General features: G+C 46.4%; 25 protein-coding genes and 1 pseudogene. 16 read left to right on the forward strand and 10 right to left on the reverse strand.

Translation table 11 applies throughout. From position 1 onward, the window contains the following. A pseudogene (locus JGK39_RS20475) lies at positions 1–591 on the reverse strand (FAD-binding oxidoreductase); the annotation flags it as partial. 231 nt (positions 592–822) lie between these two features. Further along, the gene (locus tag JGK39_RS20480) at positions 823–1,572 is read right to left on the reverse strand and encodes a methyltransferase domain-containing protein (protein WP_293256390.1); all 750 of its coding nucleotides are present in this window, start codon (positions 1,570–1,572) and stop codon (positions 823–825) included. 234 nt (positions 1,573–1,806) lie between these two features. Here JGK39_RS20480 and JGK39_RS20485 point away from each other — a divergent pair, with 234 nt between their 5' ends. The 6 genes from JGK39_RS20485 to JGK39_RS20510 all read left to right on the forward strand — a co-directional run bounded on the left by JGK39_RS20485 (position 1,807) and on the right by JGK39_RS20510 (position 9,200). After that, positions 1,807–3,282 (forward strand): adenylate/guanylate cyclase domain-containing protein, encoded by a 1,476-nt coding sequence (locus JGK39_RS20485; RefSeq protein ID WP_293256393.1) that lies wholly within the window; start codon positions 1,807–1,809, stop codon positions 3,280–3,282. A gap of 283 nt (positions 3,283–3,565) precedes the next feature. Next, positions 3,566–5,059, forward strand: coding sequence for an adenylate/guanylate cyclase domain-containing protein (locus JGK39_RS20490; RefSeq protein ID WP_293256396.1), 1,494 nt, complete (start codon positions 3,566–3,568; stop codon positions 5,057–5,059). Between the two features lie 141 nt (positions 5,060–5,200). Beyond that, positions 5,201–6,508: an adenosylmethionine--8-amino-7-oxononanoate transaminase gene (gene bioA, locus JGK39_RS20495; RefSeq protein ID WP_293256399.1), complete on the forward strand. Its 1,308-nt coding sequence runs from the start codon at positions 5,201–5,203 to the stop codon at positions 6,506–6,508. 17 nt (positions 6,509–6,525) lie between these two features. Further along, on the forward strand, positions 6,526–7,569 hold the full coding sequence (bioB, locus tag JGK39_RS20500) for a biotin synthase BioB (protein ID WP_293256402.1): 1,044 nt from the start codon (positions 6,526–6,528) through the stop codon (positions 7,567–7,569). Between the two features lie 184 nt (positions 7,570–7,753). Beyond that, complete coding sequence (locus JGK39_RS20505) at positions 7,754–8,365, forward strand: class I SAM-dependent methyltransferase (protein ID WP_293256405.1); 612 nt, start codon at positions 7,754–7,756, stop codon at positions 8,363–8,365. A gap of 157 nt (positions 8,366–8,522) precedes the next feature. Next, positions 8,523–9,200, forward strand: coding sequence for an SDR family oxidoreductase (locus JGK39_RS20510; RefSeq protein WP_293256408.1), 678 nt, complete (start codon positions 8,523–8,525; stop codon positions 9,198–9,200). A 99-nt stretch (positions 9,201–9,299) separates the two neighbouring features. Here the strand turns inward: JGK39_RS20510 and JGK39_RS20515 are convergent, their stop codons facing one another. Next, a complete protein-coding gene (locus JGK39_RS20515; RefSeq protein WP_293256411.1) occupies positions 9,300–9,800 on the reverse strand; it encodes a hypothetical protein in 501 nt (166 codons plus the stop codon). Positions 9,801–9,882: 82 nt separating this feature from the next. On the opposite strand from JGK39_RS20515, the gene petN reads away from it, so the two are divergent. The 4 genes from petN (at position 9,883) to JGK39_RS20535 (ending at position 11,431) form a co-directional block, all read left to right on the forward strand. Continuing rightward, positions 9,883–9,972 (forward strand): cytochrome b6-f complex subunit PetN, encoded by a 90-nt coding sequence (gene petN / locus JGK39_RS20520; protein WP_071883976.1) that lies wholly within the window; start codon positions 9,883–9,885, stop codon positions 9,970–9,972. Between the two features lie 158 nt (positions 9,973–10,130). Further along, the gene (locus JGK39_RS20525; RefSeq protein ID WP_293256414.1) at positions 10,131–10,733 is read left to right on the forward strand and encodes a DJ-1/PfpI family protein; all 603 of its coding nucleotides are present in this window, start codon (positions 10,131–10,133) and stop codon (positions 10,731–10,733) included. A gap of 188 nt (positions 10,734–10,921) precedes the next feature. Further along, positions 10,922–11,146, forward strand: coding sequence for a DUF167 domain-containing protein (locus JGK39_RS20530; RefSeq protein ID WP_293256420.1), 225 nt, complete (start codon positions 10,922–10,924; stop codon positions 11,144–11,146). 96 nt (positions 11,147–11,242) lie between these two features. Next, positions 11,243–11,431: a CsbD family protein gene (locus JGK39_RS20535; protein ID WP_293256423.1), complete on the forward strand. Its 189-nt coding sequence runs from the start codon at positions 11,243–11,245 to the stop codon at positions 11,429–11,431. A 113-nt stretch (positions 11,432–11,544) separates the two neighbouring features. Here the strand turns inward: JGK39_RS20535 and JGK39_RS33680 are convergent, their stop codons facing one another. From JGK39_RS33680 to JGK39_RS20550, 4 genes are all read right to left on the reverse strand, one after another. Beyond that, entirely contained in the window at positions 11,545–11,685 is a 141-nt protein-coding gene (locus JGK39_RS33680) for a DUF4926 domain-containing protein (RefSeq protein WP_293302789.1), read from the reverse strand. Further along, complete coding sequence (locus JGK39_RS20540) at positions 11,675–11,800, reverse strand: hypothetical protein (protein ID WP_293256426.1); 126 nt, start codon at positions 11,798–11,800, stop codon at positions 11,675–11,677. The genes JGK39_RS33680 and JGK39_RS20540 overlap by 11 nt, the downstream gene beginning before the upstream one ends. Before the next feature lie 589 nt (positions 11,801–12,389). After that, entirely contained in the window at positions 12,390–14,381 is a 1,992-nt protein-coding gene (locus JGK39_RS20545) for a calcium-binding protein (RefSeq protein WP_293256429.1), read from the reverse strand. A 462-nt stretch (positions 14,382–14,843) separates the two neighbouring features. Beyond that, the gene (locus JGK39_RS20550; RefSeq protein ID WP_293256432.1) at positions 14,844–15,977 is read right to left on the reverse strand and encodes a cob(I)yrinic acid a,c-diamide adenosyltransferase; all 1,134 of its coding nucleotides are present in this window, start codon (positions 15,975–15,977) and stop codon (positions 14,844–14,846) included. Between the two features lie 229 nt (positions 15,978–16,206). Here JGK39_RS20550 and fraC point away from each other — a divergent pair, with 229 nt between their 5' ends. The 5 genes from fraC to larE all read left to right on the forward strand — a co-directional run bounded on the left by fraC (position 16,207) and on the right by larE (position 20,710). After that, positions 16,207–16,725 carry a filament integrity protein FraC gene (gene fraC, locus JGK39_RS20555; protein ID WP_293256435.1) on the forward strand — a complete coding sequence of 173 codons (519 nt, stop codon included), beginning with the start codon at positions 16,207–16,209 and terminating at the stop codon, positions 16,723–16,725. Between the two features lie 5 nt (positions 16,726–16,730). Beyond that, positions 16,731–17,729, forward strand: a complete 999-nt coding sequence (locus tag JGK39_RS20560; RefSeq protein WP_293256438.1) for a DUF5357 family protein — start codon at positions 16,731–16,733, stop codon at positions 17,727–17,729. Between the two features lie 254 nt (positions 17,730–17,983). Then, positions 17,984–18,757 (forward strand): ABC transporter permease, encoded by a 774-nt coding sequence (locus JGK39_RS20565; protein WP_293256441.1) that lies wholly within the window; start codon positions 17,984–17,986, stop codon positions 18,755–18,757. 159 nt (positions 18,758–18,916) lie between these two features. Beyond that, the gene (locus JGK39_RS20570) at positions 18,917–19,780 is read left to right on the forward strand and encodes a Uma2 family endonuclease (RefSeq protein WP_293256444.1); all 864 of its coding nucleotides are present in this window, start codon (positions 18,917–18,919) and stop codon (positions 19,778–19,780) included. A gap of 102 nt (positions 19,781–19,882) precedes the next feature. Next, positions 19,883–20,710 (forward strand): ATP-dependent sacrificial sulfur transferase LarE, encoded by an 828-nt coding sequence (gene larE, locus JGK39_RS20575; protein WP_293296041.1) that lies wholly within the window; start codon positions 19,883–19,885, stop codon positions 20,708–20,710. Here larE and JGK39_RS20580 read toward each other — a convergent pair whose 3' ends face one another. Both JGK39_RS20580 and JGK39_RS20585 read right to left on the reverse strand, forming a co-directional pair. Then, positions 20,711–21,169 (reverse strand): hypothetical protein, encoded by a 459-nt coding sequence (locus JGK39_RS20580; protein WP_293296043.1) that lies wholly within the window; start codon positions 21,167–21,169, stop codon positions 20,711–20,713. Positions 21,170–21,174: 5 nt separating this feature from the next. Next, a complete protein-coding gene (locus JGK39_RS20585) occupies positions 21,175–21,498 on the reverse strand; it encodes a polymorphic toxin type 24 domain-containing protein (RefSeq protein ID WP_293296045.1) in 324 nt (107 codons plus the stop codon). Positions 21,499–21,651: 153 nt separating this feature from the next. On the opposite strand from JGK39_RS20585, the gene JGK39_RS20590 reads away from it, so the two are divergent. Further along, the gene (locus JGK39_RS20590) at positions 21,652–21,957 is read left to right on the forward strand and encodes a hypothetical protein (RefSeq protein WP_293296047.1); all 306 of its coding nucleotides are present in this window, start codon (positions 21,652–21,654) and stop codon (positions 21,955–21,957) included. A gap of 300 nt (positions 21,958–22,257) precedes the next feature. On the opposite strand, the gene JGK39_RS20595 is transcribed toward JGK39_RS20590, so the two are convergent. After that, positions 22,258–24,375 carry a polysaccharide biosynthesis/export family protein gene (locus JGK39_RS20595; RefSeq protein WP_293296049.1) on the reverse strand — a complete coding sequence of 706 codons (2,118 nt, stop codon included), beginning with the start codon at positions 24,373–24,375 and terminating at the stop codon, positions 22,258–22,260. Positions 24,376–24,384 lie beyond the last annotated feature (9 nt).

Consider the following 24,384-nt stretch of genomic DNA (forward strand, 5'->3'; position numbering starts at 1 on the left):
GACAGATTTTAGCTCATAAGCTTGCACACGCGGAGCGTTCAAACCAGTCAAAGTCTTTCTCTGTAAAGGTTTTAGGCTTTTTCGGCAAGCCCTAAGTAATCGAACCAATTCCCCCGCTACCGCCGCCGATAAATCCGCCAATCGTTGCGGTGCGGTAAGTTGAAGGAACCATCCGCAATTCCCAACCAGATTCTCGCGCTGCTTTGTCGAAAACCGACATTTTCACCCCCGGTTCCACGCAAGCCAAACCCGGTTTGATCCAGCGGATATTATTCATTTTGCTGGTATCTAGAATAACACCGCCATTGAGGGAATGCACTACCCGTAATTGCCCGTTCCCGCACCTCTAACAGTTAGCGGAATCTGGGATTTGACGCAGGCTTTCGCTACGCGCAAAACTTCGGCTTCGCTGGCGGGACGAACTACTAAATCTCCTGTTTTATTACTTAAGATAGGTTGCAAAACAGGACTGAAGTGATAATAGTCTGGAGATAGCTTGACAACTTGCGCGCGATCGCGAATTATTTCGACTCCCGACAGTTCAGAACAAAAAGCATCCCAATCAATACTTTTAATCGCAGTTGCAGTCATTTTGTTTCCTCAATCCTGACAGTATTATAGATTTTATACCGCCGAAATTAGTAACATAAAATACTAACTACCATCTTGATTTAACCCGTAAGGTGCTGAGGTTGAACCCTACATAGCAGGACGGCTTTTTTTACTAATAGGACTTACGCATAAACTCTATCTGTAGGGTGCGCACTGCGCACCTTACCGCTATCAGTAGCTTGTCAAACCATTCTTTTGCCTTACTCCTGATTAATGAACAAATCCCCCAAACACCGCCATACCGCAGTATTTCCAAGGAACTGCCACAGTCTCAAATCCAGCATTTGCCAGCATTTCCAACTGTGTCGCAAGTGTCGCTAGGCGATCGGGATTAGAATACCCGTAAGACACACTCGTCCCCACACCAGCGCGAATTGCTGCTAAAGTTTCCCCCTGACTTAGCGCCCAATCTTCCCGCGCCGCTTGATAAATATCCTTCATTACTGCCGATTCTGCCAAAACAGGATCGGCATTCCAAAAACAGCCGCCAGCATTTAAACTTTCGCGAATCCGTTGAAACAATTTCAGCTTCATTTCGTCCTCAAGATGGTGAATTGCCAGAGATGAAATGCCAGCATTAAATTTATCCCCCAATCCAGAAACATTTGGATTGTTCGCCCATTCTCCAAAATCCAATTCTATGCCAGTCCACCGGGCTGCGTATCCTGCCGACTCTATTTTGGCGCGGGCAAAATCAAGCATTCGCGGCGAATAATCCACAGCAACAATTTCGGCCGACGGGTAGCGTTGCAGAACTTTTAAACTCAGTTCCCCCGTACCGCAGCCGAGTTCTAAAATGCGGTGGTTGGTGCTAGCAATGCAGCCTGCTAATACATCCAGCATTTCGTCATATTTCGGTAAAAGTCGCCGAATGCCTGTATCAAAATCCGCAGTATTGACGAAAACTTCTCCCGGAAAAATTTCGTTCTGTGCAGGTGAGACAGTAGAGTCAGAATTCACGATCGCCAACCATAGACTACAATTGCTATCCTAACCGAGATCGAGCAAAAAGTGCGCGAACTACTATAAACCCATGGGTACTTTTACGGACAAGCGAAACACTTGCGGTAAACAAGAATTAACCATCCCTGGCAATCTCCAGTCTTGTTTTACAGTAAAACACTCTGACAAAGCAGTGTTATCTTAGTAGTGCATAAAATAAAATCAATATCGAACCTCAAACTTGAGGATAGCATGGACAAGTTGATTTCTCGCAGTCTGGCTGCCATCAGCCAATTAATTTACAAGCGAATTCTGCTTGCGGTGACAATTTTATTTTGTGTAGGCGTAGGAGTAGCGATGGCAAATATGTCTCGTCTTTCCTCTACCCTAATACAAGCGCAAGCCCTCCAAAATGCTACTCTTTACGCCCAAGCTATTAAAGAAGCCCGCACCCTTTACAGTTCTGATGTTATCAGTCCTCTCAACACCGCTAAATCGATTAACTTTACCCACGACTACAACCCAATATCAACAAAAGCAACAGTTCCCGTACCTGCCACCTTCTTAATAGAACTCGGCAACCATATCACCAAAAAAAATCCTGAAGTATCAGTTCGTCTCTACAGCGACTACCCATTTCCTTGGCGGCGAGAAGAAGGTGGTGTCCGAGATGATTTTGAACGGCAAGCTATTACCTATTTGACGCAAAATCCCACGGGACAATTTTTCCGCAGTGAGGATTTTCGCGGCAAACCAGCATTTCGATATGCCGAGGCAGATATTCTCACTCCTAGCTGCGTTAACTGTCACAACACTAACCGCGACAGTCCTAAAAAAGACTGGAAAGTGGGAGACGTGCGCGGGATATTAGAAATAACTCAACCTCTAGAAACCATCACTCAAAAAACTCGCGGCGGACTGAAAGACCTGTTTTTACTGTTAGCTGGACTTTCAATTTTAGGGATAACAGGATTAACTTTAGCTCTCAGCAGGTTGCGCCAAAATGCTAAACAATTAGAACAGCGCGTCAGGGAACGCACGGCACAATTGCAAGAAACTAATGTAGAATTGCTCAAAGAACAAGAAAAGAGCGATCGCCTGCTGCTCAATATTTTACCCGAATCCATTGCTGCCAAGCTAAAAGACGGTCACAGCAGCATTGCTGACGGCTTCGCAGAAGTCACGATTTTGTTCGCCGATATCGTCGGCTTTACCGTACTTTCAGCACAAATATCTCCCGAAGAATTGCTCGTTTTTCTCAACGAAATTTTTTCCGCCTTCGATGATTTGACAGAAAAGTACGGCTTGGAAAAAATCAAAACAATTGGAGATGCTTACATGGTAGTTGGAGGTTTGCCAAATCCCAGCAGCAACCACGCCGAAAGTATTGCGGAAATGGCCTTAGATATGCAGGAGGAATTAGCCAAATTTAATGCCAAACACCATGCAGGAATTAACATCCGCATCGGCATCAATACCGGACCTGCGATTGCGGGAGTTATTGGCACCAAAAAATTCATTTACGATCTTTGGGGCGATGCCGTCAATACAGCATCCCGCATGGAATCCCACGGAATTGCCGGCGCCATTCAAGTCACACAATCAACTTACGATATTTTGCAAAATAAGTATCTGTTTGAAGACAGAGGAATTATCCATGTCAAAGGTAAGGGCGATATGAATACTTATTTGCTGGCAGGCCGATTAGTCAGCGCAGTTTTGGTTTAATTTGTTTATCATTAGATTAAGGAGTCTGCTATCTCAGAAGACCGGGCGGTTGAAACCGCTTCTACACAAACAAAACCCGGATGGTGCGCGGGTTGAAGACGGGGCGGTTAAAATTACGCTATCTTCTTTCTTCAGTCCGCGCACCATCCGGACTTCGTTTGTCTAGCCGCGGTTTCAACCACCGTCCGATCAGTTGCTTGGTTGACCAACCCAAAATTTATTGCGAGAAACCCAGTTTCTTTTCCTATGTCCTAAATTAGCCCTTTGCAGAAGACTAAATTTTATGTCAGTGCGAATTTTATCATTTTTGGAGTTTTTCAAATCTCGCTTGTCTAGGCAAATAGCTTTGTGGGTATTTGCTAGCATTCTTGTCATAGAGGGAATTATTTTAGTTCCCTCTTATTTTCGGCGCGAAAATGAACTTTTAACTCAACTCGAACAGGTATCTCGGGCGACGGTGGATTCCCTAGAGGTTTTGCTCAAACAAGATATTTACGATCGCACTGTCTTGGAAGAAGAAGTCAAAAATATTACTAAGGATTCTCAAGTAGTATTAGGAGTATCTATTTACCAAGCTGACGGTCAGCTCATATATACACTTGGTGAACCGCCAGAAATTGATTGGGAAAAACTAAAAATTGCCCGTATAGTTCGCAAAAAAAGTTTGGAAGGAAAACGCTACGATATTGCTTGGACAGAGCGACATTTGGGAGGCGATTACATTTTAATTTTGCGACACGATGCTTCCACTGTTCAACCAGAACTCTACGCATTTATCGGGCGCATTGCTGTTCTTGTGATTATTATATCAGCATTTGTCACTTCTGTAACTATGCTTTTTTTAGGAGTGACAGTAATTGCACCAATCTTGAGACTGCGCGATGACTTAATCGCTGCGGGAGTCGCTTTGAGCAAAGATCGAGAAAAACCTGATTTCTACTCTCTATCCGTCAAGCGCGATGACGAGTTGGGAGAAGTTATGGCCGCCTTCAATCAAATGTTTCAACGAGTCTACAAGGAAATCGCACAGCGGAAACAAGCTGAGGAGATATTGCGCGCCGAACAAGAAAAGTCGGAACGTTTATTGCTAAATATTTTACCTGAAATGATTGCCGATCGCCTAAAACAAGGTCAGATCAATATTGCAGATGGATTTGGCGAGGTGACGGTGCTGTTTGCGGATATTGTCGGCTTTACCAAAATATCCTCGCGCACGTCTCCCGAAGAATTAGTCGAATTGCTGAACGAAGTATTCTCGGCTTTCGATTGCTTGAGCGAGAAATACGGCTTAGAAAAAATTAAGACGATCGGCGACAATTATATGGTAGCAGGCGGTTTGCCACTTCCATCTACAAATCATGCAGAATGTATTGCCGAAATGGCTATAGAAATGCAGCAAGAAATTATGAAATTTCGCGACGAATCCGGTGTACCTCTGAATATCCGCATTGGAATTAATAGCGGGCCTGTTGTCGCCGGTGTCATCGGTACTAAAAAGTTTATTTACGACTTGTGGGGAGATGCTGTCAATACAGCAAGCCGCATGGAATCCCAAGGACTTCCCGGTAAAATTCAAGTTAGCAACTCTACCTATGAATTGCTCCGCGATAAGTATGTCTTGGAAAAACGCGGTAAAATTAATGTTAAAGGCAAAGGAGCAATGACAACTTATTTGCTGATTGGTAGAAAAAATTTAACTGACAAATTTAACTATCGCCCGGGAATACCTGATATGGTGGCAGATGTTGTAGCACCGCCGCCCGGAACATTAAACTAGATTTTTTTTTTGAACGAACCGCGAAGGCGCTAAGGACAAAAAGGAAGAAAATAAAAAAATAAAGAAGAAGAGATAGAAAGTTCAGAAGTGATTGGGTAGTGCTATATTAAAATGCAAGTTGATATTAGTTACAGGGGCGAAATGACGATAAGTCTAGAACGTGATTCTTCAAGTTCACCGATTTGGCAGCCGTTCACACAAATGAAAACTGCTCCGACGCCGCTGAAGGTAATTCGCGGCAAAGGATCGTGGCTGGAATTGGAAGATAGGCGGCAAATTCTTGATTGTATTTCTAGTTGGTGGGTGACGATTCACGGACACAGCCATCCGGTTTTGGCTGAGGCTCTTTACGAACAAGCTCAAAAGTTAGAACACGTGATTTTTGCTGGATTTACTCACGAACCGGCTCAGAAGCTTGCTGAAAAATTAATAACTCATACGCCTGATTCTTTGACGCGGATTTTCTTTTCTGATAATGGTTCGACTGCTGTTGAAGTTGCTCTGAAAATGGCTTTTCAATATTGGCTAAATCTCGGAGAAACTAACCGCACTAGCTTTATTGGTTTTGAGGGAGGTTATCACGGCGATACTTTGGGCGCGATGTCTGCGGGCAGGAGTTCGCTGTGGTGGGAACCTTTTGCGCCTTTAATGTTTGCTGGGGATGTTGTGCCTTTTCCTGGGACTTTTGATGGCGATGAGGAGGTGGAAAGCAAGGAGGCGCAGAGTTTGGAGAAACTTGAGTCTTTGTTGAAGCATGGGAAGGGCTATGCGGGAATTTTTATTGAACCTTTGGTGCAAGGTTCTGCGGGTATGCGGATGTGCCGCCCTGAGTTTTTGCGGGCGATCGCGCAACTTGCCCGCCAATTTAATGTATTGTTGATTTACGATGAGGTGATGACGGGTTTTGGGCGCACGGGCGAACTGTTTGCCTCTGTTAAATCTGGAACTGAGCCGGATATCCTGTGTTTGTCTAAGGGATTGTCTGGTGGCTGCTTGCCAATTGCTGTCACAATGGCATCGGAGGATATTTATCAAGCTTTTTGGCGAGATGAATCGGAAAAAGCTTTTTATCACGGTCATTCTTATACCGGAAATCCTTTAGCTTGTGCGGTGAGTGTAGCATCTTTGGAGCTTTTGGAGCAAAACCCAAATGCCTATCAAGGAATGGAAAAACTGCACCGCAAATACCTGAATCAATGGCTGAGAAATCATCCTAAACTGGAACGGATTCGGACTTGCGGCACAATTGCAGCAATGGATGTAAAAACGGAAAGCGTTTCCGGTTATTTTAATGACATCGCCCCTGTATTGAAAGCGCAATTTCTGGAAGCGGGGTTTTTGCTCCGCCCCTTGGGAAATACGCTTTACTTGATGCCTCCCTATTGCATTTCTCCTGATGAACTCGAATCGATTTATCGGGTGATTCGTCAGGTTTTGGATACTTTGTAAACCCTTTAATTTTAGTAATGAATTTACCCAATTGGAACGATTTAGCTGATGACTCGCTGGCGGGAAAATGTCTCTCTCGCCAGGAATCTTTGGCTGTATTGCGCGCGCCGGATGAGGTTTTGCTGGAACAACTGAATGCAGCTTATCGGGTACGCCGCCACTACTGGGGAAACCGCGTCAGGTTGCACTATTTGTTAAACGCTCAAAGCGGCCTTTGTCCTGAAGATTGCCATTATTGTTCTCAGTCTAAAATTTCGAGTGCAGAAATAGAAAAGTATCCGCTGTTAGCTAAGGAAAAAATTATGGATGCGGCCCAACGCGCAGCAGATTTAAAAGCTGGTACGTTTTGTTTTGTGATTTCTGGCCGCCAACCGAGTGCATCTACTTTCGATCGCGTTTTGGATGCTGTAGAAACGGTCAAGGCAAATTATAACCTGAAAATTTGCGCTTGTTTGGGGTTGTTGACCGAGGAGCAAACTCACCGTTTGGCTAAAGCTGGAGTCGATCGCGTAAATCACAATCTCAATACTTCCGAATCGTACCACACCGAGATTTGCACGACTCATACTTTTGGCGATCGCGTCGAAACCGTCGAAAACGTCAAAGCAGCCGGAATCACAACTTGTTCGGGCGGAATTTTGGGGATGGGCGAATCGGATGATGACGCGATCGATTTAGCGCTGTCGCTGCGTAATTTGGGCGTTACCAGCGTACCTGTCAACTTTTTTATTCCGATCCCCGGAACGCCATTTGCGGACGTTAATCGCTTAAATCCGCGCCAATGTTTGCGAATTCTCTGTTTGTTCCGATTTTTGCTTCCCAGCCAAGAAATTCGGATTGCTGGGGGACGGGAAGTGCATTTGCGATCGATGCAGCCTCTGGGACTTTACGCTGCTAATTCGATCTTTGTGGGCGATTATCTCACAACTCCCGGACAAAGCGCCAATCAAGATTGGGATATGATTCGAGATGCGGGATTTGCGATCGAATCCCCCGAAGGTTCTATCTTAGAAGTTGAATCAGAATTTTCCAAATTAGAACAAAAAACCCTCGTTTCTTAACTCAGATTCAGCGCTATTACAAAGGGTTCGTAGTGAGGACTTTAGTCCGCATAAATCAGAGGACTAAAGTCCTCACTACGAACCAATCTTAAATAGCGTTCGTAGTGAGGACTTTAGTCCGCATAAATCAGAGGACTAAAGTCCTTACTACGAACCAATCTTACATCATATAAGAGAGGAAATTATGGACAAACGCGAAGAAATTACGATCGCAGAATACCAGCTAACTGCCGAATCTTTCCGAGAAGGAACATGGCATCACGACGTATCCCAAAATCGCGACGCACTGACCGCTGCCATGCCCCGCAATCCCGGTAAAATCCTTGATATAGGATGCGGGCCAGGACGAGATTTAGTAGCGTTCAAAAGCCAAGGACATACAGTTGTAGGATTAGATGCAACTCCAGCTTTTGTAGAAACAGCAAAGAAGTTATCCGGCTGCGAAGTTTTGCAGCAATCTTTCCTGAATCTAGACTTGCCAAATGGAGAATTTGACGGTATTTTTGCCAATGCTTCCCTGATTCACGTTCCCAGCGACGACATGGTAAAAGTGCTGCAAGATTTGCACAAAGCCTTAGTTGTTAGCGGTGCAATTGTCATGTCAATGTGTCGGGGAAATTGGGAAGGATACGACGAGCGCCCGACGGGAAAACGCTATACTGCGGGATGGGAATACAAAACTTTAGCGCCTTGTTTAGAACAAGCGGGATTTGCCATTATTAATCACTACTACCGCCCGCCCGGTTTGCCGCGCGAAGCTCAATCTTGGGTAGTAATGGTGGGCAAAAAAATCTAACGTAAACTACAAATTGCAAATCTTTCCCCTCTCTTCCTCTGCGCCCTCTGCGCCCTCTGCGGTAAAAAAAAACTAATTCAAAAAATTACAGAGGATTGTTGTATACTGTTCCACAGTCAAAAAAACCAAGTTCTGCACAAATTAAAACAAAATTAATATGACAGAGAAATCACACATTTTTTTAGCAGGTGCTAGTCGAGGTGTCGGCCTAGAAATCGCGAAATGTCTGGTACAACAACAGATGCAAGTAACAGCACTTTTGCGATCGCCCAACCACCGCACCGAATTAGAAACAATGGGCATCAAAGTTATCACAGCCGATGCTTTGGACGCTGCGGCTGTGGAAATGGCGATCGCTGGAGGCGCACCAATCCATGCTGCAATCAGCACCGTTGGCGGCTTGCCAAAAGATGGGGAAAGAGCCGATTATTTGGGCAACAAAAACTTGATTGATGCGGCTGTCAAAGCAGGCGTGCAAAAATTTATTTTAGTTTCATCTATCGGTAGCGGTAACACTGCCGCCGCTTTGCCACCGCAAGCTTTAGAAACTTTGCGCCCGGTATTACTTGAAAAAGAAAAAGCCGAAAATCATTTGATCGCCAGCGGGATGATTTATACAGTGATTCGTCCGGGCGGACTGAAATCGGAACCTGCAACGGGAAACGGTGTTTTAACAGAAGATTGTCGGGTGGCGGGAACAATTCACCGGGCGGATGTAGCCCAGTTAGTTTGTCAGTGTTTAGTTTCGGATGCTGCTAATAATAAAGTTTTATCTGCGGTTGACAAGCAAATGGTTTACGGCACTCTAGAATATGAAGTATTAACTTTTAGTTAAATTTCATAAACTGGTTCGTAGTGAGGACTTCAGTCCGCATCCAATCAGGTTCGTAGTGAGGACTTCAGTCCGCATCCAATCAGAGGACTGAAGTCCTCACTACGAACACCCGAAAGGTTTAATCAACTTTCGCCCGATCGCCCAATCCAGAACCAAACCCGCGATCGCAAACAATACCACACTCTCGACCCCAACCACCGCAAACGGCAACAACTCCAGTAGGGCGGGCATTTTCCCAACTTCAAAAAAAAGTCCCCCCTCAAAAGACAATCCAGCATCCAACTGTCCAAAAGCCCGCACCAACCCAAAAGCCAATACCACACCAGATTTAAGCTGCGGGTTAGTATCGCGGCGGATAGCGTAGCGGTAAGTCACGCCGAACAAAAAACCGCCCAAAAATGCCATCAATCCTCTCAATCCAAAATTTAGGTCGATCGCCCTGACCTGCAAACCCGCCAGAGCATCCCACCTCTGGGCTAAGATTAAAGTGTTAACAAGGGCGATCGACCCAAAAGCCAGCAAACAAGACAAAGCAGCAACACTTCCTGCTTTCAAAGATTCTACCCGTTCAGCGAAACTAAAATTTGACGAGTCCTTCACAGCGCCCTCACTTCAAAAATGGCTCAAATTGACTTATCATAAGCATTGAAGTCACTTTGTACAGTTTGTTCAATAAATAGCTATGGATATTTTGTCGCTCGGTTGGGTTTCGGTGCTAGTTTTGTTCTCCTTCTCAATTTCAATGGTAATTTGGGGCCGCAACGGTTTCTAGATTCCAGATCGGACGTAGGGTTGAAACCGCGTCTACACGAACCATGTCCGCCTCGTGCGCGGCCTTAAGAAAATAAAGTAATTTTCACCGCCCGTTCTTCAACCTGCGGAGGCGGGTTTTGTTTGTATAGACGCGGTTTCAACCGCTTAGTTCAAAACATGACAGCAAAAAAAATATTAATGTTAGTCGGCGACTTTGTAGAAGACTACGAAGTAATGGTACCATTCCAAGCATTGCAAATGGTAGGTCACACCGTCCATGCAGTCTGCCCGGACAAAGCAGCAGGTCAAACAATTCGCACCGCAATTCACGACTTTGAAGGCGACCAAACCTACAGCGAAAAACCCGGTCACAACTTCACTTTAAACGCGACTTTCGATGAAATCAACCCCGCCGATTACGACGCTTTGATTGTCCCCGGAGGACGCGCCCCAGAATACATCCGCCTCAACCAAAAAGTGCTGCAAATTACCCGTTACTTTGCCAATAGCAAAAAGCCGATCGCATCTATTTGTCACGGATTGCAAGTCCTCACCGCCGCTGGCGTACTCGAAGGCAAACGCTGCACCGCATACCCAGCTTGCAGCCCCGACATCCTCCGGGCCGGCGGCAAATATACCGAAGTTCCCGTTACCGAAGCCGTAGTCGATGGCAACTTAGTCACAGCCCCCGCGTGGCCTGCCCATCCTAACTGGCTAGCTGAATTTCTCAAAGTTTTAGGGACAAAAATCGAACATTCAGAAAGAATCTCCGTTTCTTGAACGATCGGACTTACTTTATTCAACCCAGTTTCTACGAAATGGGCAATGGGCAATGGGCATTGGGCATTGGGCATTGGCCAAACAGGTAATTGGTAATTGTTAGTTCTTCCCTCTTCCTTCTTCCTTCTTCCTTCTTCCTTCTTCCTTCTTCCTTCTTCCTTCTTCCTTCTTCCTTCTTCCTTCTGACTATGACCATTTTAACAGTCAAAGTTAAACCTAATTCCCAACAGCAAAGCATCGAAGAGCAACCCGACGGCAGCCTCAAAGTACATCTCAAATCGCCGCCCGTGGATGGAAAAGCCAATCAAGAATTAATCGTGCTGTTGGCGAAAAAGTTTAAAGTGTCGAAATCTGCGATCGCAATTAAATCCGGTCTTTCCTCCCGGAATAAACTTGTCGAAGTTCCGATTTAACCAATCTTTAGATAGATATCTAAATCTTTCTCAAGATAGATTAAGACTCAGCTTTTAATTTATACAGTAGTAGTTGTAAGGTTAGGAGAAAAAATTATGACCATTGAAAATAGAGTCGAAGTAACTGCCAAGAATATTGAAGGCAAAATTCAAGAAGCTGTGAGCGAAGTTACAGGCAACCAGAAAGATAAATTAGAAGGTCAAGCCAAGCAGGACGAAGCATCAGCAATTCACATGAAAGAAGACCTCAAAGATAAAGCCAAAGAGATTGTAGACCGAGCATAAAGTATTTCTTGCGACAATTTTCCTGCCTACTAAATCCCGCAAACAACATATCGTTTGCGGTATTTTTTTTAGACATACTTTTTGTAGATTAGAAAAATCATTGCTGGCAAAATCTATCGGCTAACTGCCCCTACAGATTCTACTAACTCGTAATGTAAAAGCATTAATTTTGTAGCGAGGATTGTTTCCATTGCATAAGTTGTGCCATCTTGATGAGAAAATTCTACCTCAAAAGCACTACCATCAAATTCCATCACAACTGTTCCTACTTGTCATGAAAGATAATTTAATGATTTGTTTTGTTTCAAAATGGGTTGCTTCTAAATCTTCAGTTAAAGCAACAATATCTAGATCTTTAATTGTTTTCATTATTTTTACCTCACTTTTTGACGGGATAACAACTTGTTAATCTGGGGAAAGTTTCACCTGAGCGGACGATCCAAGCTGCTAGAATCAGAGATTAACCTACTGCGGTTTTCAGCCAGATTTTCATGTTGTAATGTGTTCCGTATTCATTGTTTTTTTGAATAGCAACATCTTCGTTGATAGCAGCTTCTTTTAAAGGCTGTTTGAGCATTTCAGTATTTTATAGGGTAATGCCTAACTTACTGGCAAACAAAATATAGCGGTTCGAGCTCCCATATGAGGTATGTTGTTGGGCTTGGGCCCTATACGTTTAAGGAATGATTGATTGGTGGCAAAATCGATCGGTGAATCTGCCCTTCCTTTTAATGCCAATGTTATAAAAGCCCGATGCCCCATCCCTCCGCTTCGCTCCGCCCAATGCCCTATTCCCAATTCCCAATTCCCAATTCCCCATGCCAATAAAAAAGCTAGGGATTCATATCCCTAGCTGGAAACATAGCACAATTAGTTTTTAGAGTTGGCGCGGGCGATGGATGGAGCCCCGCTACGCTACGGCTTTTTCCAAACCGACTCCCACCCGCAGCCACCTAAATTAAATCAGGGTAATATCAGTCGCCGTCAAGCCTGGTTTGCCGTTCAGCAGTGCCAGTTGAATTGGTGCTTGGCCGCCAGCACCGTCTCTGTCGTACAGCAAGCGACCTGTGGCACCTTCGTAAACGAGGACTGCTTGTCCTGGAGTCGCTCCTGCCGGAGTCAGATCGTTGTTGTAAGTCCCGGTTTCCACCTGTAAGAACGCCCTGGAAGAAGGTCGATTGGGCAGACTATTGTCAAATGGTGGTAACAGGAAGGAATCGAAGTTCAATACCAACTTGTCACGGCCGACTTCAAAATCGCCGATTTGGTCTGGGCTGGTACCCAGGCTACCGTTGGTGTTGATCGTGACGCCCTCGCCGAAGTTGTTGTAGTAGAAGCTGTCATTACCCGCGCCGCCAATCAGGGTGTCAGCACCGGGCCCGCCGCCGAGAGAGTCGTTGCCGTCACCTGCGAGCAAATAGTCGTTCCCAAAGCCGCCCAACAGCGTGTCGTTTCCGCCGCCGGCATTTAAGGTGTCGTCCCCGTCAGATGTTGTTCCGGTAGGAAGACTGCTGCTGGGGCCGCCGAACAGTATGTCGTCGCCAGCACCGGTAGTGATGACATCAGTGCCGTTGGCGCCAATGATGAAGTTGGAACCTAAGGTATCGGTAATGACGTTTGGCGCTGTGGCACCGGTAAAGTTGACACTGCTGGCGTAGGAGATGAAGTCGTTACCAGCAAAGGAGCCAACCAATCGATCGCGCCTGCTGCCAAACACGATGGTGTCACTTCCTTCACCACCGTTCATGAAGTTGGTGACGGTGCCGGTGGTAGTAAGATTAGTGCTGGTGTTGCCAAGTAACAGATCGTCACCCAGGCCGCCGTCAAGAGTAATCAGGGCAGTAGTAGTACCGATCGCAAAAGTGGTGGCATCGATCGTATCGTTGCCATCTCCACCGAAGGCTTGATTAAAGATGCCGCTCAAGCTGTCATTGCCACCGCCACCGATCATGGTATCACTGGCAAAAGCTGCAACGATCGTGTCGTTGCCATCGCCGCCGTCGAGCAAGTTGCGACCCGCGAAGCCTGGAAATGAACTCGACGCGCCTACGCTGGAAAGTGCAGACACCGTAGACGACTTGATGAAGTCGTCGCCTGCGCCTCCCAGAGCCGTGTCCTGAGTAGCATAAACCGCGATCGTGTCGTTGCCTGCACCGCCGTCCAACAAGTTTTTGCCGGTGCCAAAGTCGCCGATACCGCCGAGGAGAGAGTCGTTGCCCTCACCGCCCATCAAAGTGGTTTTCTCAATGCCAATGGTGATGACGCTCGAAGAAAACGGACTCGACTGGGTACTGTTGTTAATGACTAAGGTATCGTTGTCATTATCGCCGGACAGATAGCTGTTGCTGGCCACACCGAACAGTGTGTCGTTGCCTTTACCGCCGAACAGACTATCTTTCTGATTGATACCTACAACGAAGTCGTCGCCCAAGTCTCCGCGCAAGAAGTTGCTGCCTTGATTGCCACCGGCGCTGCCGCCGATGCGAAGACCGAGGTTGTTGCCGCCGCCTGCGATGAAGAAGCCGAGGGAGTCATTGTCCTTGCCACCGTAGAGGGTGTCTCTTCCGAGGGCGCCTCCTAGCATCGTATCTGCACCCTGATTACCAAACATCAGGTTGCCATCGACTGTGCCTTGGAGCAAGTCATCTCCCAAACCGCCGAACAGCGACGAATTCCGGCTTTGAGCGATTACGGTGTCATTGCCTGCTTCGCCCGACATGAAAACCCGCTCGCGCTGGCCTACTAATGAATCTTCGTCAGGACCACCGTTTAGGGTATCGTTCGGCCCGACGGAAATTAGAGTATCGTTATCGCCTTGGCCAAATATTAAGCTGCCGCCGAGGGTGGAAGTTGTAATTAAATCCGCCCCCGCTCCAGCAAAGATTGTATCCGGGCCCAGTCCCGGAGTGTTTAAATTAGTTTGATCGGAATTGTCAGTTAACGTTGTCATACAGCTTCACTCCTCTACTTGTTGGTCATCGCTTGTGCGACTACAGACACTGCCTAGAACACCGAATGTTTGGATGCCGCTGTAGTTTAACCTGTTTGCCAGCCGCAAGTCTAGCCTACTGGTGTTAACCCTGTCTAGACTTTCTCTCTCGCGGACTTTTTGCTTGTAAGCTTTTATTTTCAATGTCTTCACCCTTTAATAATCCTTGTGCAATGTCTCAGGTGCTCACGCTCTCTTGAGACGCGGCTCATATTCTGAATGTTCCATTCTGGATTGGCGCTCGGGGATCGCCTCCGGGGAAGGAAATTAAAGATTAACAAGGGTCGATCGGGCGATCGCCAGACAAAGAAAAGTGAGAGATTGGTTACTTGGTTACAACGCTTTGTGGCAATTTCCGGTTTCCCAGGCAGGGCCGTCTTTAAATAATTCTGGCTCGGATTGAACTCCGCACCGCTGGGGGGTCTAAAAGTCTACACCCCGCTTTAGTTCTACGCCCCGATCGCCGTAGTGTTTGTGACAGTATACCTCCGAGTGTACGCTTGCCAAGTCAAAGTAACCATGGGGTTTGTGGCAGCGCCCGGTGATAATTATTTCTGTATCGCGGGGCTTTCGCAGCAGGGCTTCGACGATCGGCTCTACCGGCAGCAGTTCTAAGTCTACTGTGGGATTGAGTTCGTCGAGAACGATCGTTTTATACCAGCCGCTGGCGATCGCCATTTTAGCGATTTCCCAGCCGCGTTCTGCCTCGATGCAGTCTAACTCCTGCTGTTGCCCCCGCCAAACTATAGCATCTCGGCCGCACCGCTGGTGGTCTACTAGCTGCGGGTAACTTTGCCGCAAAGCGGAGATTGCCGCATCTTCTGTATAACCGGTGCCGCCTTTGAGCCACTGCACAATTAACACGCGGTGAGATTGGTCTTGGCCGATACCCCTACCTATTGCCTGCAAAGCTTTGCCCAAGGCGCTCGTAGACTTGCCTTTGCCCGCTCCGGTGTATATTTCAATACCTGAAATATTGTGCTCGGCCGCTGCGGGGTGATAGTGGGGCTTCATTTCTGAGTGCAAGTCGGCAATTTCCAGCAAAGCTTCGGGGGCGGCTCGCCCCGTGGCGATGATTTCTAAATATTCTGGTTTGTTTTTGAGGGTTTTGACTACTTCGTCCACTGGGAGCAAACCCAAGTCCAATACGGGGTTTAGTTCGTCTAGAACTACTACAGAATAAAGCTCGCTGGCGATCGCTCCTTTAGCGATATCCCAGCCTCGCTGGGCTTCTGTGCGATCGAAGCGGGTGATTGCTTCGGCCCCAAAATATTCGGCTCTGCCGGTACGCACTTGATCGATCAAGTGCGGAAATGCCCGTTGCAGGGCTTCTATTGCCCCGTCTTCGTCGTAGGAGCGGCCGGGCCCTTTCAAAAATCGCAGCAACAACACTCGCGTGGGCGAGTCAGAATTAATACCCAGCCCGATCGAGCGCAACACTACTCCCAAAGCTGCCTGAGACTTGCCTTTACCAGCACCGTCGTAGACGTGAATCTGACCCGCGATGCGTTCTGAGCGGGATGAGGCTGTCCGAATACCAATGCCATTCCTTACCATAATCCGCACTTATTTTAGTCTGTCTCGGGGTGGGTATTCGATCGCGCCCATTGAATGTTTAATATTTCCCTTCTGTTGGCCGATCTCAAAAGATTATAGGATACAACCTCAACCACCTAATGTTCAGAAGGGCGATGGAAGAGGATTAGGGGCTAAAACCTGCGTTCTAGATTATTCCGCTTCTGATGTACAATTAAAATCTAACACGGGCTGATATACCTGAATCCTTATGATTGCGAGTGTTTTCCCATTTCGGACTGTTTTGGTGCAAATTTTAATGATGTTTTTGGCGATCGCGATCGAATCGTGGTTTCTGCAAAAACTACTGAAACTCGGCCCCAAAACCAGCGTTGAATATACAGCTATCCTCAATCTCGCTTGCACTTGCGTGGGTTGGTTAGTTTTATTCGGCATTGAAAGCGTTATTTCCAAAGAATGGCGAGAAGAACTTATCGGTTATATTTTATTAGGCGGAGGTCAGAATACTTACTCTGCAATAACTGCGATTGCCCTCTCGGTATTGGCAATCACTTTTCTCGCCAAATGGCAGGGACTAGAATTCATAGAGAACATGGTTTCTGGTAACAAAAAAGCTTCCAAACCTCAGTTTTTGGGGCCGCCAACTCTCAGCCGCCGTCCTCCCAAAAAAACTTTTCGAGTAACCACCCAGTTTGGGGCAGTTTTAATCGCCCACACTGTTAGCAATTTCGTTATTTTAACCGTGTTGTTTTTGCAAAGCGTCAATTGAAATCTATGATGAAGCAATTTTTGGATGTGACTCAGCAACTCACAAAGCTGACAAACAACCTTTGGGAAAGCAATAAAAAATTCCAAAAGGTGATAATTCCGCCTAAAGTTGTCCACTGGAAGACGCCTTTACTGCTCGGCATCTTTTTAGCTTTGCTGTCAGTGGCGGCAGTCACAGACTTGCCGACGAGAACTCTGCTGTTTGATATGAGCTGGTTATTTTTTACACTTTCCATGGGTTTGCTGACCAGCCAGCAACCTTTTGTGATTAAAGAAGTAAGTCTGAGTCCGTGGCTGACAAGCAGCTTAATTGGCTTGTGGTTGCTCGTCAGATTGCCGTCGGATCAAAAGGAAATAGCATGGATATCCGGCCCGATGATAGCAGTAGTAATTCTTGCTATCATACAGATTTGGAATAGTGATTCAAAATGGGAAAGAGCTAGGTCGTTGGTGCGCCCTCAGTTTTTAATGATTACTCTAATTCACGTACTGATTTCCTGTTGGTTTGCATTTCACTTTTTAATTCAAGGTTGGATCGAACAATATCCCAGCATTTTATCGCAGGATTTGAGACAAAGCGATTATGTGGTGACATTTCAACAGCCAACTATTAATCGCTCCCGAGGAGTTGTGATCCTCAATGCAATGGATCGATACCTGCAAAATGAAGCTCGCACAAAACCGTGGGCGCAGGTAGAACAAATGTTGATAGATATTGACAACGAGCGATTTTTTCTGAAAAATCAAGCGTTAAAAACAATTCGGGTAGTCCCAGAAGATGCGAGCTGGGAGGTCAAAACTTCGATCGTCCAAGGAGAGTCCCGCTATCAGTTACAGATGCAGGCAACTTGGCTGGGGCTGGTGTTTAGACCCGAAATATATTCGTTTACCAAATCTTGCGAGGTGATCGATACAGGCAATAGGGCGACTGTAACCTGCGACGCTATCAAACGTTCTAAATCCGGACTGAAAAAAGATGGAAATGCGGGAGACAGTCAAGTTTGAGCCAGTCTCTGGCAGTTAGGATAGTGGGAGAAGGCGAGATGGGAAGATGGGAGACGGGGAGACGGGGAGACGGGGAGACGGGTAGATAGGGAGTGTCTGAGAGGGAGATGGGAAAAATCCTCTTTCTTTAGGCTTGACTTCTACTCTCAACATCAATCCGTTACATCCGTTACATCCGTTAAAAAATCCGTTGCCGAACTGCCTTCTTCCTTAAACTAAAGTATGGCGAAAGTTGACCGCGGGTTAATAACTAGATGAATTTGAGAAGAATATTGACAGTCGCGACTAATGTATATTGGGAAGTAATTCGCGATCGCATCCTTTACTTAATTATTATTTTTGCTCTGTTGATGGGAGCCTCGGTGCGCTTGATACCGGAATTGGCAGCGACAACCGAAAAGAAAATTATCTTAGATATCGGTTTGGCTGCGATGAGCATCCTCGGTATAATTGTCACAGTCTTTGTGGCTACCGGACTGGTCAACAAAGAAATTGAAAAGCGGACTGTTTACCTATTAGTGGCCAAGCCGATAAGTCGGGCTGAGCTAATTGTGGGCAAGCACTTAGGGATGTCGGCGGTGCTATTTGTTCTTGTAGCAGCAATGACTGTTATCTATCTGGCTATTCTGAGTTTGAGCCGCATTCCTTACCCTTTGGGCAGCATTTTAATCGCTTCGCTGTTCGTGTGGTTTGAGCTGTGCCTCATGGCCGGTGTCGGGATTTTATTTGGGGTTTTTAGCAGTTCGCTGCTGGCAACTTTACTGACATTTAGCGTTTATTTGATGGGACACTCGACGCGGGATTTAGTGGCTTTCGGCAAGTTAACTAAAAATCCTGGCATTGAACAATTGATGATGGGACTTTATCTGGTTTTGCCTGATTTAGCCCGGTTCAATTTGAGAAATGATGCTGTTTACGGACAAGTACCTTACTTGGCGGGTTTGATTACAGATGCGGGCTACGGTTTGCTGTATGTGGTGCTGCTGCTGTCAATTGCGATCGCCATATTTTCCCGCCGAGAATTTTAAATAGTTCGCAGCATCGGACTTTAGTCCTCGGATTGGAAGGACTAAAGTCCTCACTACTAACCAATTTTATTGTCGAATTAGCGCGCTAAGATATAGAGAAGGTTATCGCTCGGCAATCTCGACTAAAACTCAAATCTTTATTGTAAAATGAGGTGACTTATGACTGCTGTAATTCACAAACCGATATCGCAGCTAAAAATTACCTGGCCGCTGCTTCCCGATGATTTTATTCTACCAGATGACCCCGTGGAAAATATAGAACATCCTTTAATATCTAACGGTTTGCGCCAGTCTGTAGTGGATTCCCCGGAACAAACGCAAGACGCGCTGATAGTTTCTAATTTTGCTTTGTGTGCTGCTGTGGACGATCGCACTATTTGCAAAGCCCCAGACTGGATGTACGTGCAACCGGTTCAACCTTGGCCTCACAGCTATCCCCGCCGCAGTTACACGCCTCATACCGAAGGAACAGTGCCTTTTGTAGTGATGGAATTTCTCTCAGCTACTTACGGCGATGAATACTCCGTAGAACACACAGAAGAAATCGGCAAGTGGTTCTTTTACGAACAAGTAATCAAAGTTCCTCGCTATGTCATTTTTCGGCCGCATACAGGCAGAATAGAAGTTTATGCGCTGGAATCCGATCGCTACAACAATCAAGATCCTGATGAAAATAGGCGTTATTTGATACCTGGATTAAATCTATTTTTGGGAGTTTGGCAGGGAACTCGCGAAGGTAGAACAGGAAATTGGCTGCGCTGGTGGAATGCGGCCGGAGAGCTGCTTTTGTGGCCGGAAGAACGGGCAGAAGTAGAACGTCAAAGGGCCGAAGCCGAAAGCCAGCGGGCCGAAGCCGAACGCCAAAGAGCCGAAGCTGAAAGCCAGCGGGCCGAAGCTGAAAGCCAGCGGGCCGATCGCGAACAGCAAGATAAAGAGTCCGCCCAAACGCTGTTGGAACAGGAAAGACAGCGCAATCAAGAACTTTTGGCGCGATTGGCAGCCCTCGGTATCGATCCAGAATAACTAAACCCACCTAAAAAAAACAGAATATTTAGATCCCCGACTTCGCAGAAGTTGTTGGGGATCTAATATCGATCGCCTTCTACAGTAATCCCAATTGAAATCATGTTAGTGAAAAAACTAGAACAATTAAAAGATATCTTCGCGCAGGTGGAACGGGCGCTGATTGCCTACTCCGGCGGCATTGACAGCACTTTGGTGGCAAAAATTGCTTTTGATGTGTTGGGCGATCGCGCTTTGGCTGTGACGGCTGTTTCTCCGTCTCTACTCACAGAAGATTTGGAAGATGCCCGGATTCAAGCCGCAGAAATTGGCATCGCCCACCAGGAAGTACAAACTCAGGAAATGGCCAATCCTAATTACACTTCTAACCCGGTTAATCGCTGCTATTTCTGCAAAAGCGAGCTGCACGATACTTTGAAACCGCTAGCACTCGCCAAGGGTTATCCTTATGTGGTGGATGGGGTGAATGCTGATGATTTGAAGGATTACCGCCCGGGGATTCAGGCTGCAAAGGAACGGGGCGCGCGATCGCCTTTAGCAGAAGTTGGCATGACTAAATTTGAAGTGCGGCAGTTAGCAAGAGAATTGGGTTTGCCTTGGTGGGATAAACCGGCACAGCCTTGTTTGAGTTCGCGCTTTCCTTACGGTGAAGAAATCACCGTTGCAAAGTTGCAAAGAGTGGGGCGCGCTGAACGGTATTTGCGGCAGTTGGGGCTGAAAAATCTGCGAGTGCGATCGGATGGAGATACAGCGCGAATTGAATTGCCGGCCCAGGAGATTCAAGAGTTTGTATTAAATGCGGATTTGCCTGCATTGGTGGCGGCGTTTCAGCAGTTGGGTTTTGTGTACGCGACTTTGGATTTGGAGGGGTTTCGCAGCGGCAAATTAAATCAGGTTTTGCAGCCCGAATTGTTGGGGGCGAAGGCTTGATTAATTATCTTGAAAAAATGTCACTACAACCGTGTGTTCGTCCCGATCGCATTTAACTTGAAAACGGCGCTGAGGATAAAGCGATTTTAGGCGACTTTCCCACATCTGAGCTAATGCTTGTCCCAAATACAATAAATTGTCACTGCTAGCGTTTTCCGCACCGGGGAGAATGTCATCAACGTGCTGGTGGTTCATCACCTGCTCAATTGCAGCGACATCATTCCCTAGCTCGATTTTCCACTGTTCGTAGATTTGACTGTTAAAGGCTTCGGACAAAAAGATGCCACCTTCATGTTCGACAAAATCTGGCCAGAATAGTTTTGTGAAAGCTATGGCAATTTCAATATTAGCAGATCCAAAAAGATAATCCCAGAGTGAAAAATCATCGCCATTGGCTTTTTTCCATTGCTGGAAATCGATTAGTTTATCTGCATTCAAGGATATTTGTTTGATGAACATAATTTCTAGGGTATTTCATCCAATCTAGCTGGCCTAACTGTTTTCTCAGCTTGCACGTAAATGTCTCCTGCTGAGTTTTGGTTGTGTTTGTATTCAACGGCGTGAGGTGTCGGCACATTTGCATGAGCCCTTCCTGTCAAGTCTACTCGCTTAATTGCCCGTCCACTGTCATCGTAGACGATATAGCTGGTAATGTTCTTGCCATCCATGCGGTACAGTAAGTTTTGGGTACTTGCTCCATCTAGAGGAAATCTGCCACTTACCTGGGTTCCGACGGCTATAAGGGTGCTAGCGGGGATGCCAACTGTCCAGTCCACTGGTTTAGACATATATAAGTCCTAAATTACTTTACGACCTCAGTTTGATATATGTATGGGTGAATAATCTGGGCAAAAATATTCGTGACATCGCCACTGAATTAAAGCAATAGCATAAACTAAAGTAGCAGCAAGAGTAGCAGCAACGAGGCATTTGTCAGCAATTTGAAACAGGCGATCGCAATTATGCGATCGATCGCCACCAAACAGATTATTCTGATTCCTGCTTTTTACTCAACTCTTGCCGCCAGCTACAATCCTAAATTTGCCGGAACAATTGCCAGAGTTGACGAAATTAATCTTCTCATCGATCGAGTCGCCGCCGCAGAAAATATGACCGTGGAATCTAGCGGTATACAAGCATTGTTTAAAGAAAAAGCTCTGAATGAAGATTTAACAATAGACGGCGTTCACCTCAATGCCAAAGGTTTAGATATATACAAAAAACTTTTGTTAAATATTTTGAATTAAACTTGACAACTCACACTTTCTCTAACATAAAATCCTCCTAAAATCTTAATTTCAGTGAAGTAGGGTGCGTGATAAAAATGATATTTTTGCTACTTTCCTCACAATCTTAGCAGCTTCATACTGAATTGGTATCAGTCCTTTCCATTCCTAAGCCGTAAGGTGCGCATTGCGCACCTACTGATATCATTTTTCTTTCTCCGCTGCATGGAATAGATCCTTTACCGGAAAGGATTTTAGGCGAACCAGGTCGTTCCGCTTCATAGTGAATTGGTATAAACTGACGCACCATAGCGCTCAATATTAAGGAGTCGTAGTTGGCATAATTTGCTGTGGTTGTAGTTGCTGTAGCTGCTGATTTTGCTGCTGTTGAAGTTGAAGTTGCCGATCTTGAAGATCTATCTGCCGCTGTCTGTCTTCGAGTTGCAAGCGTCTGTCTTCAGCTTGGCGCGCTCTGTCTTCAGCTTGCAGCCTTCTGTCTTCAGCTTGTCTCTGTCTGTCTAGCTCTCTGTCTTCACGTTGTTGTTGTCTGTCTTCCCGTTGTTCCCGAAGTTGTCTGAGTTGATTGCGCCGATCGAAATCTCCTCCCAAAAATAAGTTCTGAAAAGCGTTGATAGTTGTTTGAAACCCAGTAAAAATGCCGCTAACGCTGCCGATCCCAGTTGCAACTCCTGTTATCGGCTGCAAGAAAGTGGCAATATTGTCTGCTACCCTAGTATAGCCCGATCGCGCTACGAGAATCACATCGTTATTTCGGAGAGTTGGGTTATTGTCAGGATTCAGCCCTTGAGCAAAATCGACATTAATAGTGCGGCGAGTAACAGTACCGTTGGGGTTCAAACGCAGCAGTTCCACCTTATCTTTTTTAGCCCGCAATTGATTGAAACTGCCAGCAGTCAGCAAAGCTTGGTGGAGGGATGTACTGGGTTTAACCTGTAAAGCTCCGGGCCTGATCACTTCCCCTACAATATTGATGCTGATCGCGTTTGGAGAGAAACTTGTACTTCCGAGTTGGGCAATTTCAGTTAAGTCTACAGTAGATGCCGTCGGGATAATGACGCTATCTCCTTCTTGGAGTAAAACATCTTGAGTTGCGTCACCTTTTTGCAGCAAATCCCACAGATTTACCGTGATAGTTTGTTCAGTGCCACCTCTGATACGGCGGCGGATTTGGACGCGGCGAATGTCTGCTTCTGTGGTGATACCGCCAGCAATTTTGAGCGCTCTAGTGATTGTTGGTAGTCCGACAACGGCTCCTCCTCCTTGTTGTTGTTCAATAGAGACAAAACTCAGATCTGTTTGTTGGTTGGTCGATCGCAAATCCGAAGCAGATACAGTATAAGGCCCCGGCCTGTTGACTTCTCCGACAATTACCACGCCAATTGGTTTAGTAATATCAGCGGAAAAATTAGCACTAGCTCTTTGACGGACTTCTTGGGTATTGAGAGCACTTGCTGTCGGTACAAAAATTGTATCTCCATCTCGGATAGTGACATCTTGACGCAAATTTCCAGTGTCTAAAAAATCCTGCAAATTAACAGTAATAAGTTGCTCTGCCCCGCCTCTGCGGGGACGGCGAATTTGGACGTTTCGCATATCTCCTGCGGATGTCACCCCTTTGGCAAGTTGTAGCATTTCCATCAAAGTCGGAAATTTTACGCCTCCTCCGGTTCCTTCTCTGCTGGCATTAATTTTGTAGGAACCGGGGCGAGTAACTTCACCGGCAACACCTATATTTAGGGGGCGAGTAACGATCAGAGTCACGGTGACAACGGGAACATTGATGAAGGGTTCGTATCGCTTGGTAATGACGGTAGCGGCTTGTTGCAGCGTCAACCCTTGAATTGAGACGCTGCGAATGATTGGTAGATTGAGGGTTCCGTCAACTAAGACTTGATATTCTTTGCTAAATTCAGGGACGCCGAAGATATCTAAAGCAATGCGATCGCCCGGGCCTAAAGTATAAGCCGCTTCTGCTGTCAGCGAGCCAGAATTGCCGATCGGCGGCAGACTCGAACCCGCAGGAGGCGGTGGCGGTACCCTCGGCAGGTTTGGGTTCCTAGGGGGTGCAGGATTTCTGATAGCAGGCAACTGAGCTATACTTGGCAGCGAACTGCTCAGCACCAGGAGTGCTGACAAACTAAGACTTGTGGCGGTTTGAACGTTATGTTTCATCTTTCTTTCCTGGTTGCAGTCTGCCAATGAACGATCGCAATGCAAGCTAGTTAATTTTAGTTTATTTTCACCTAGAACAGCAGGATGCCCCCGCTGTACCGCGAGGGTACTCCCGATGCGTGTCAGCGGTGGGAGGAATGCGAGCGAGTCGCCGATTGCACCCGCCCACAAACTAGCAGGCGCAGCCCTAGCGAGATGGGCGGGTGTATGAGAAGACGAGCAAATTCCTTGTTTTTCTCTATCCAACCATTGCTT

Origin of the sequence: Microcoleus sp. PH2017_12_PCY_D_A (assembly GCF_020738565.1) — a bacterium.
In the GTDB taxonomy this organism is placed as follows: domain Bacteria; phylum Cyanobacteriota; class Cyanobacteriia; order Cyanobacteriales; family Microcoleaceae; genus Microcoleus.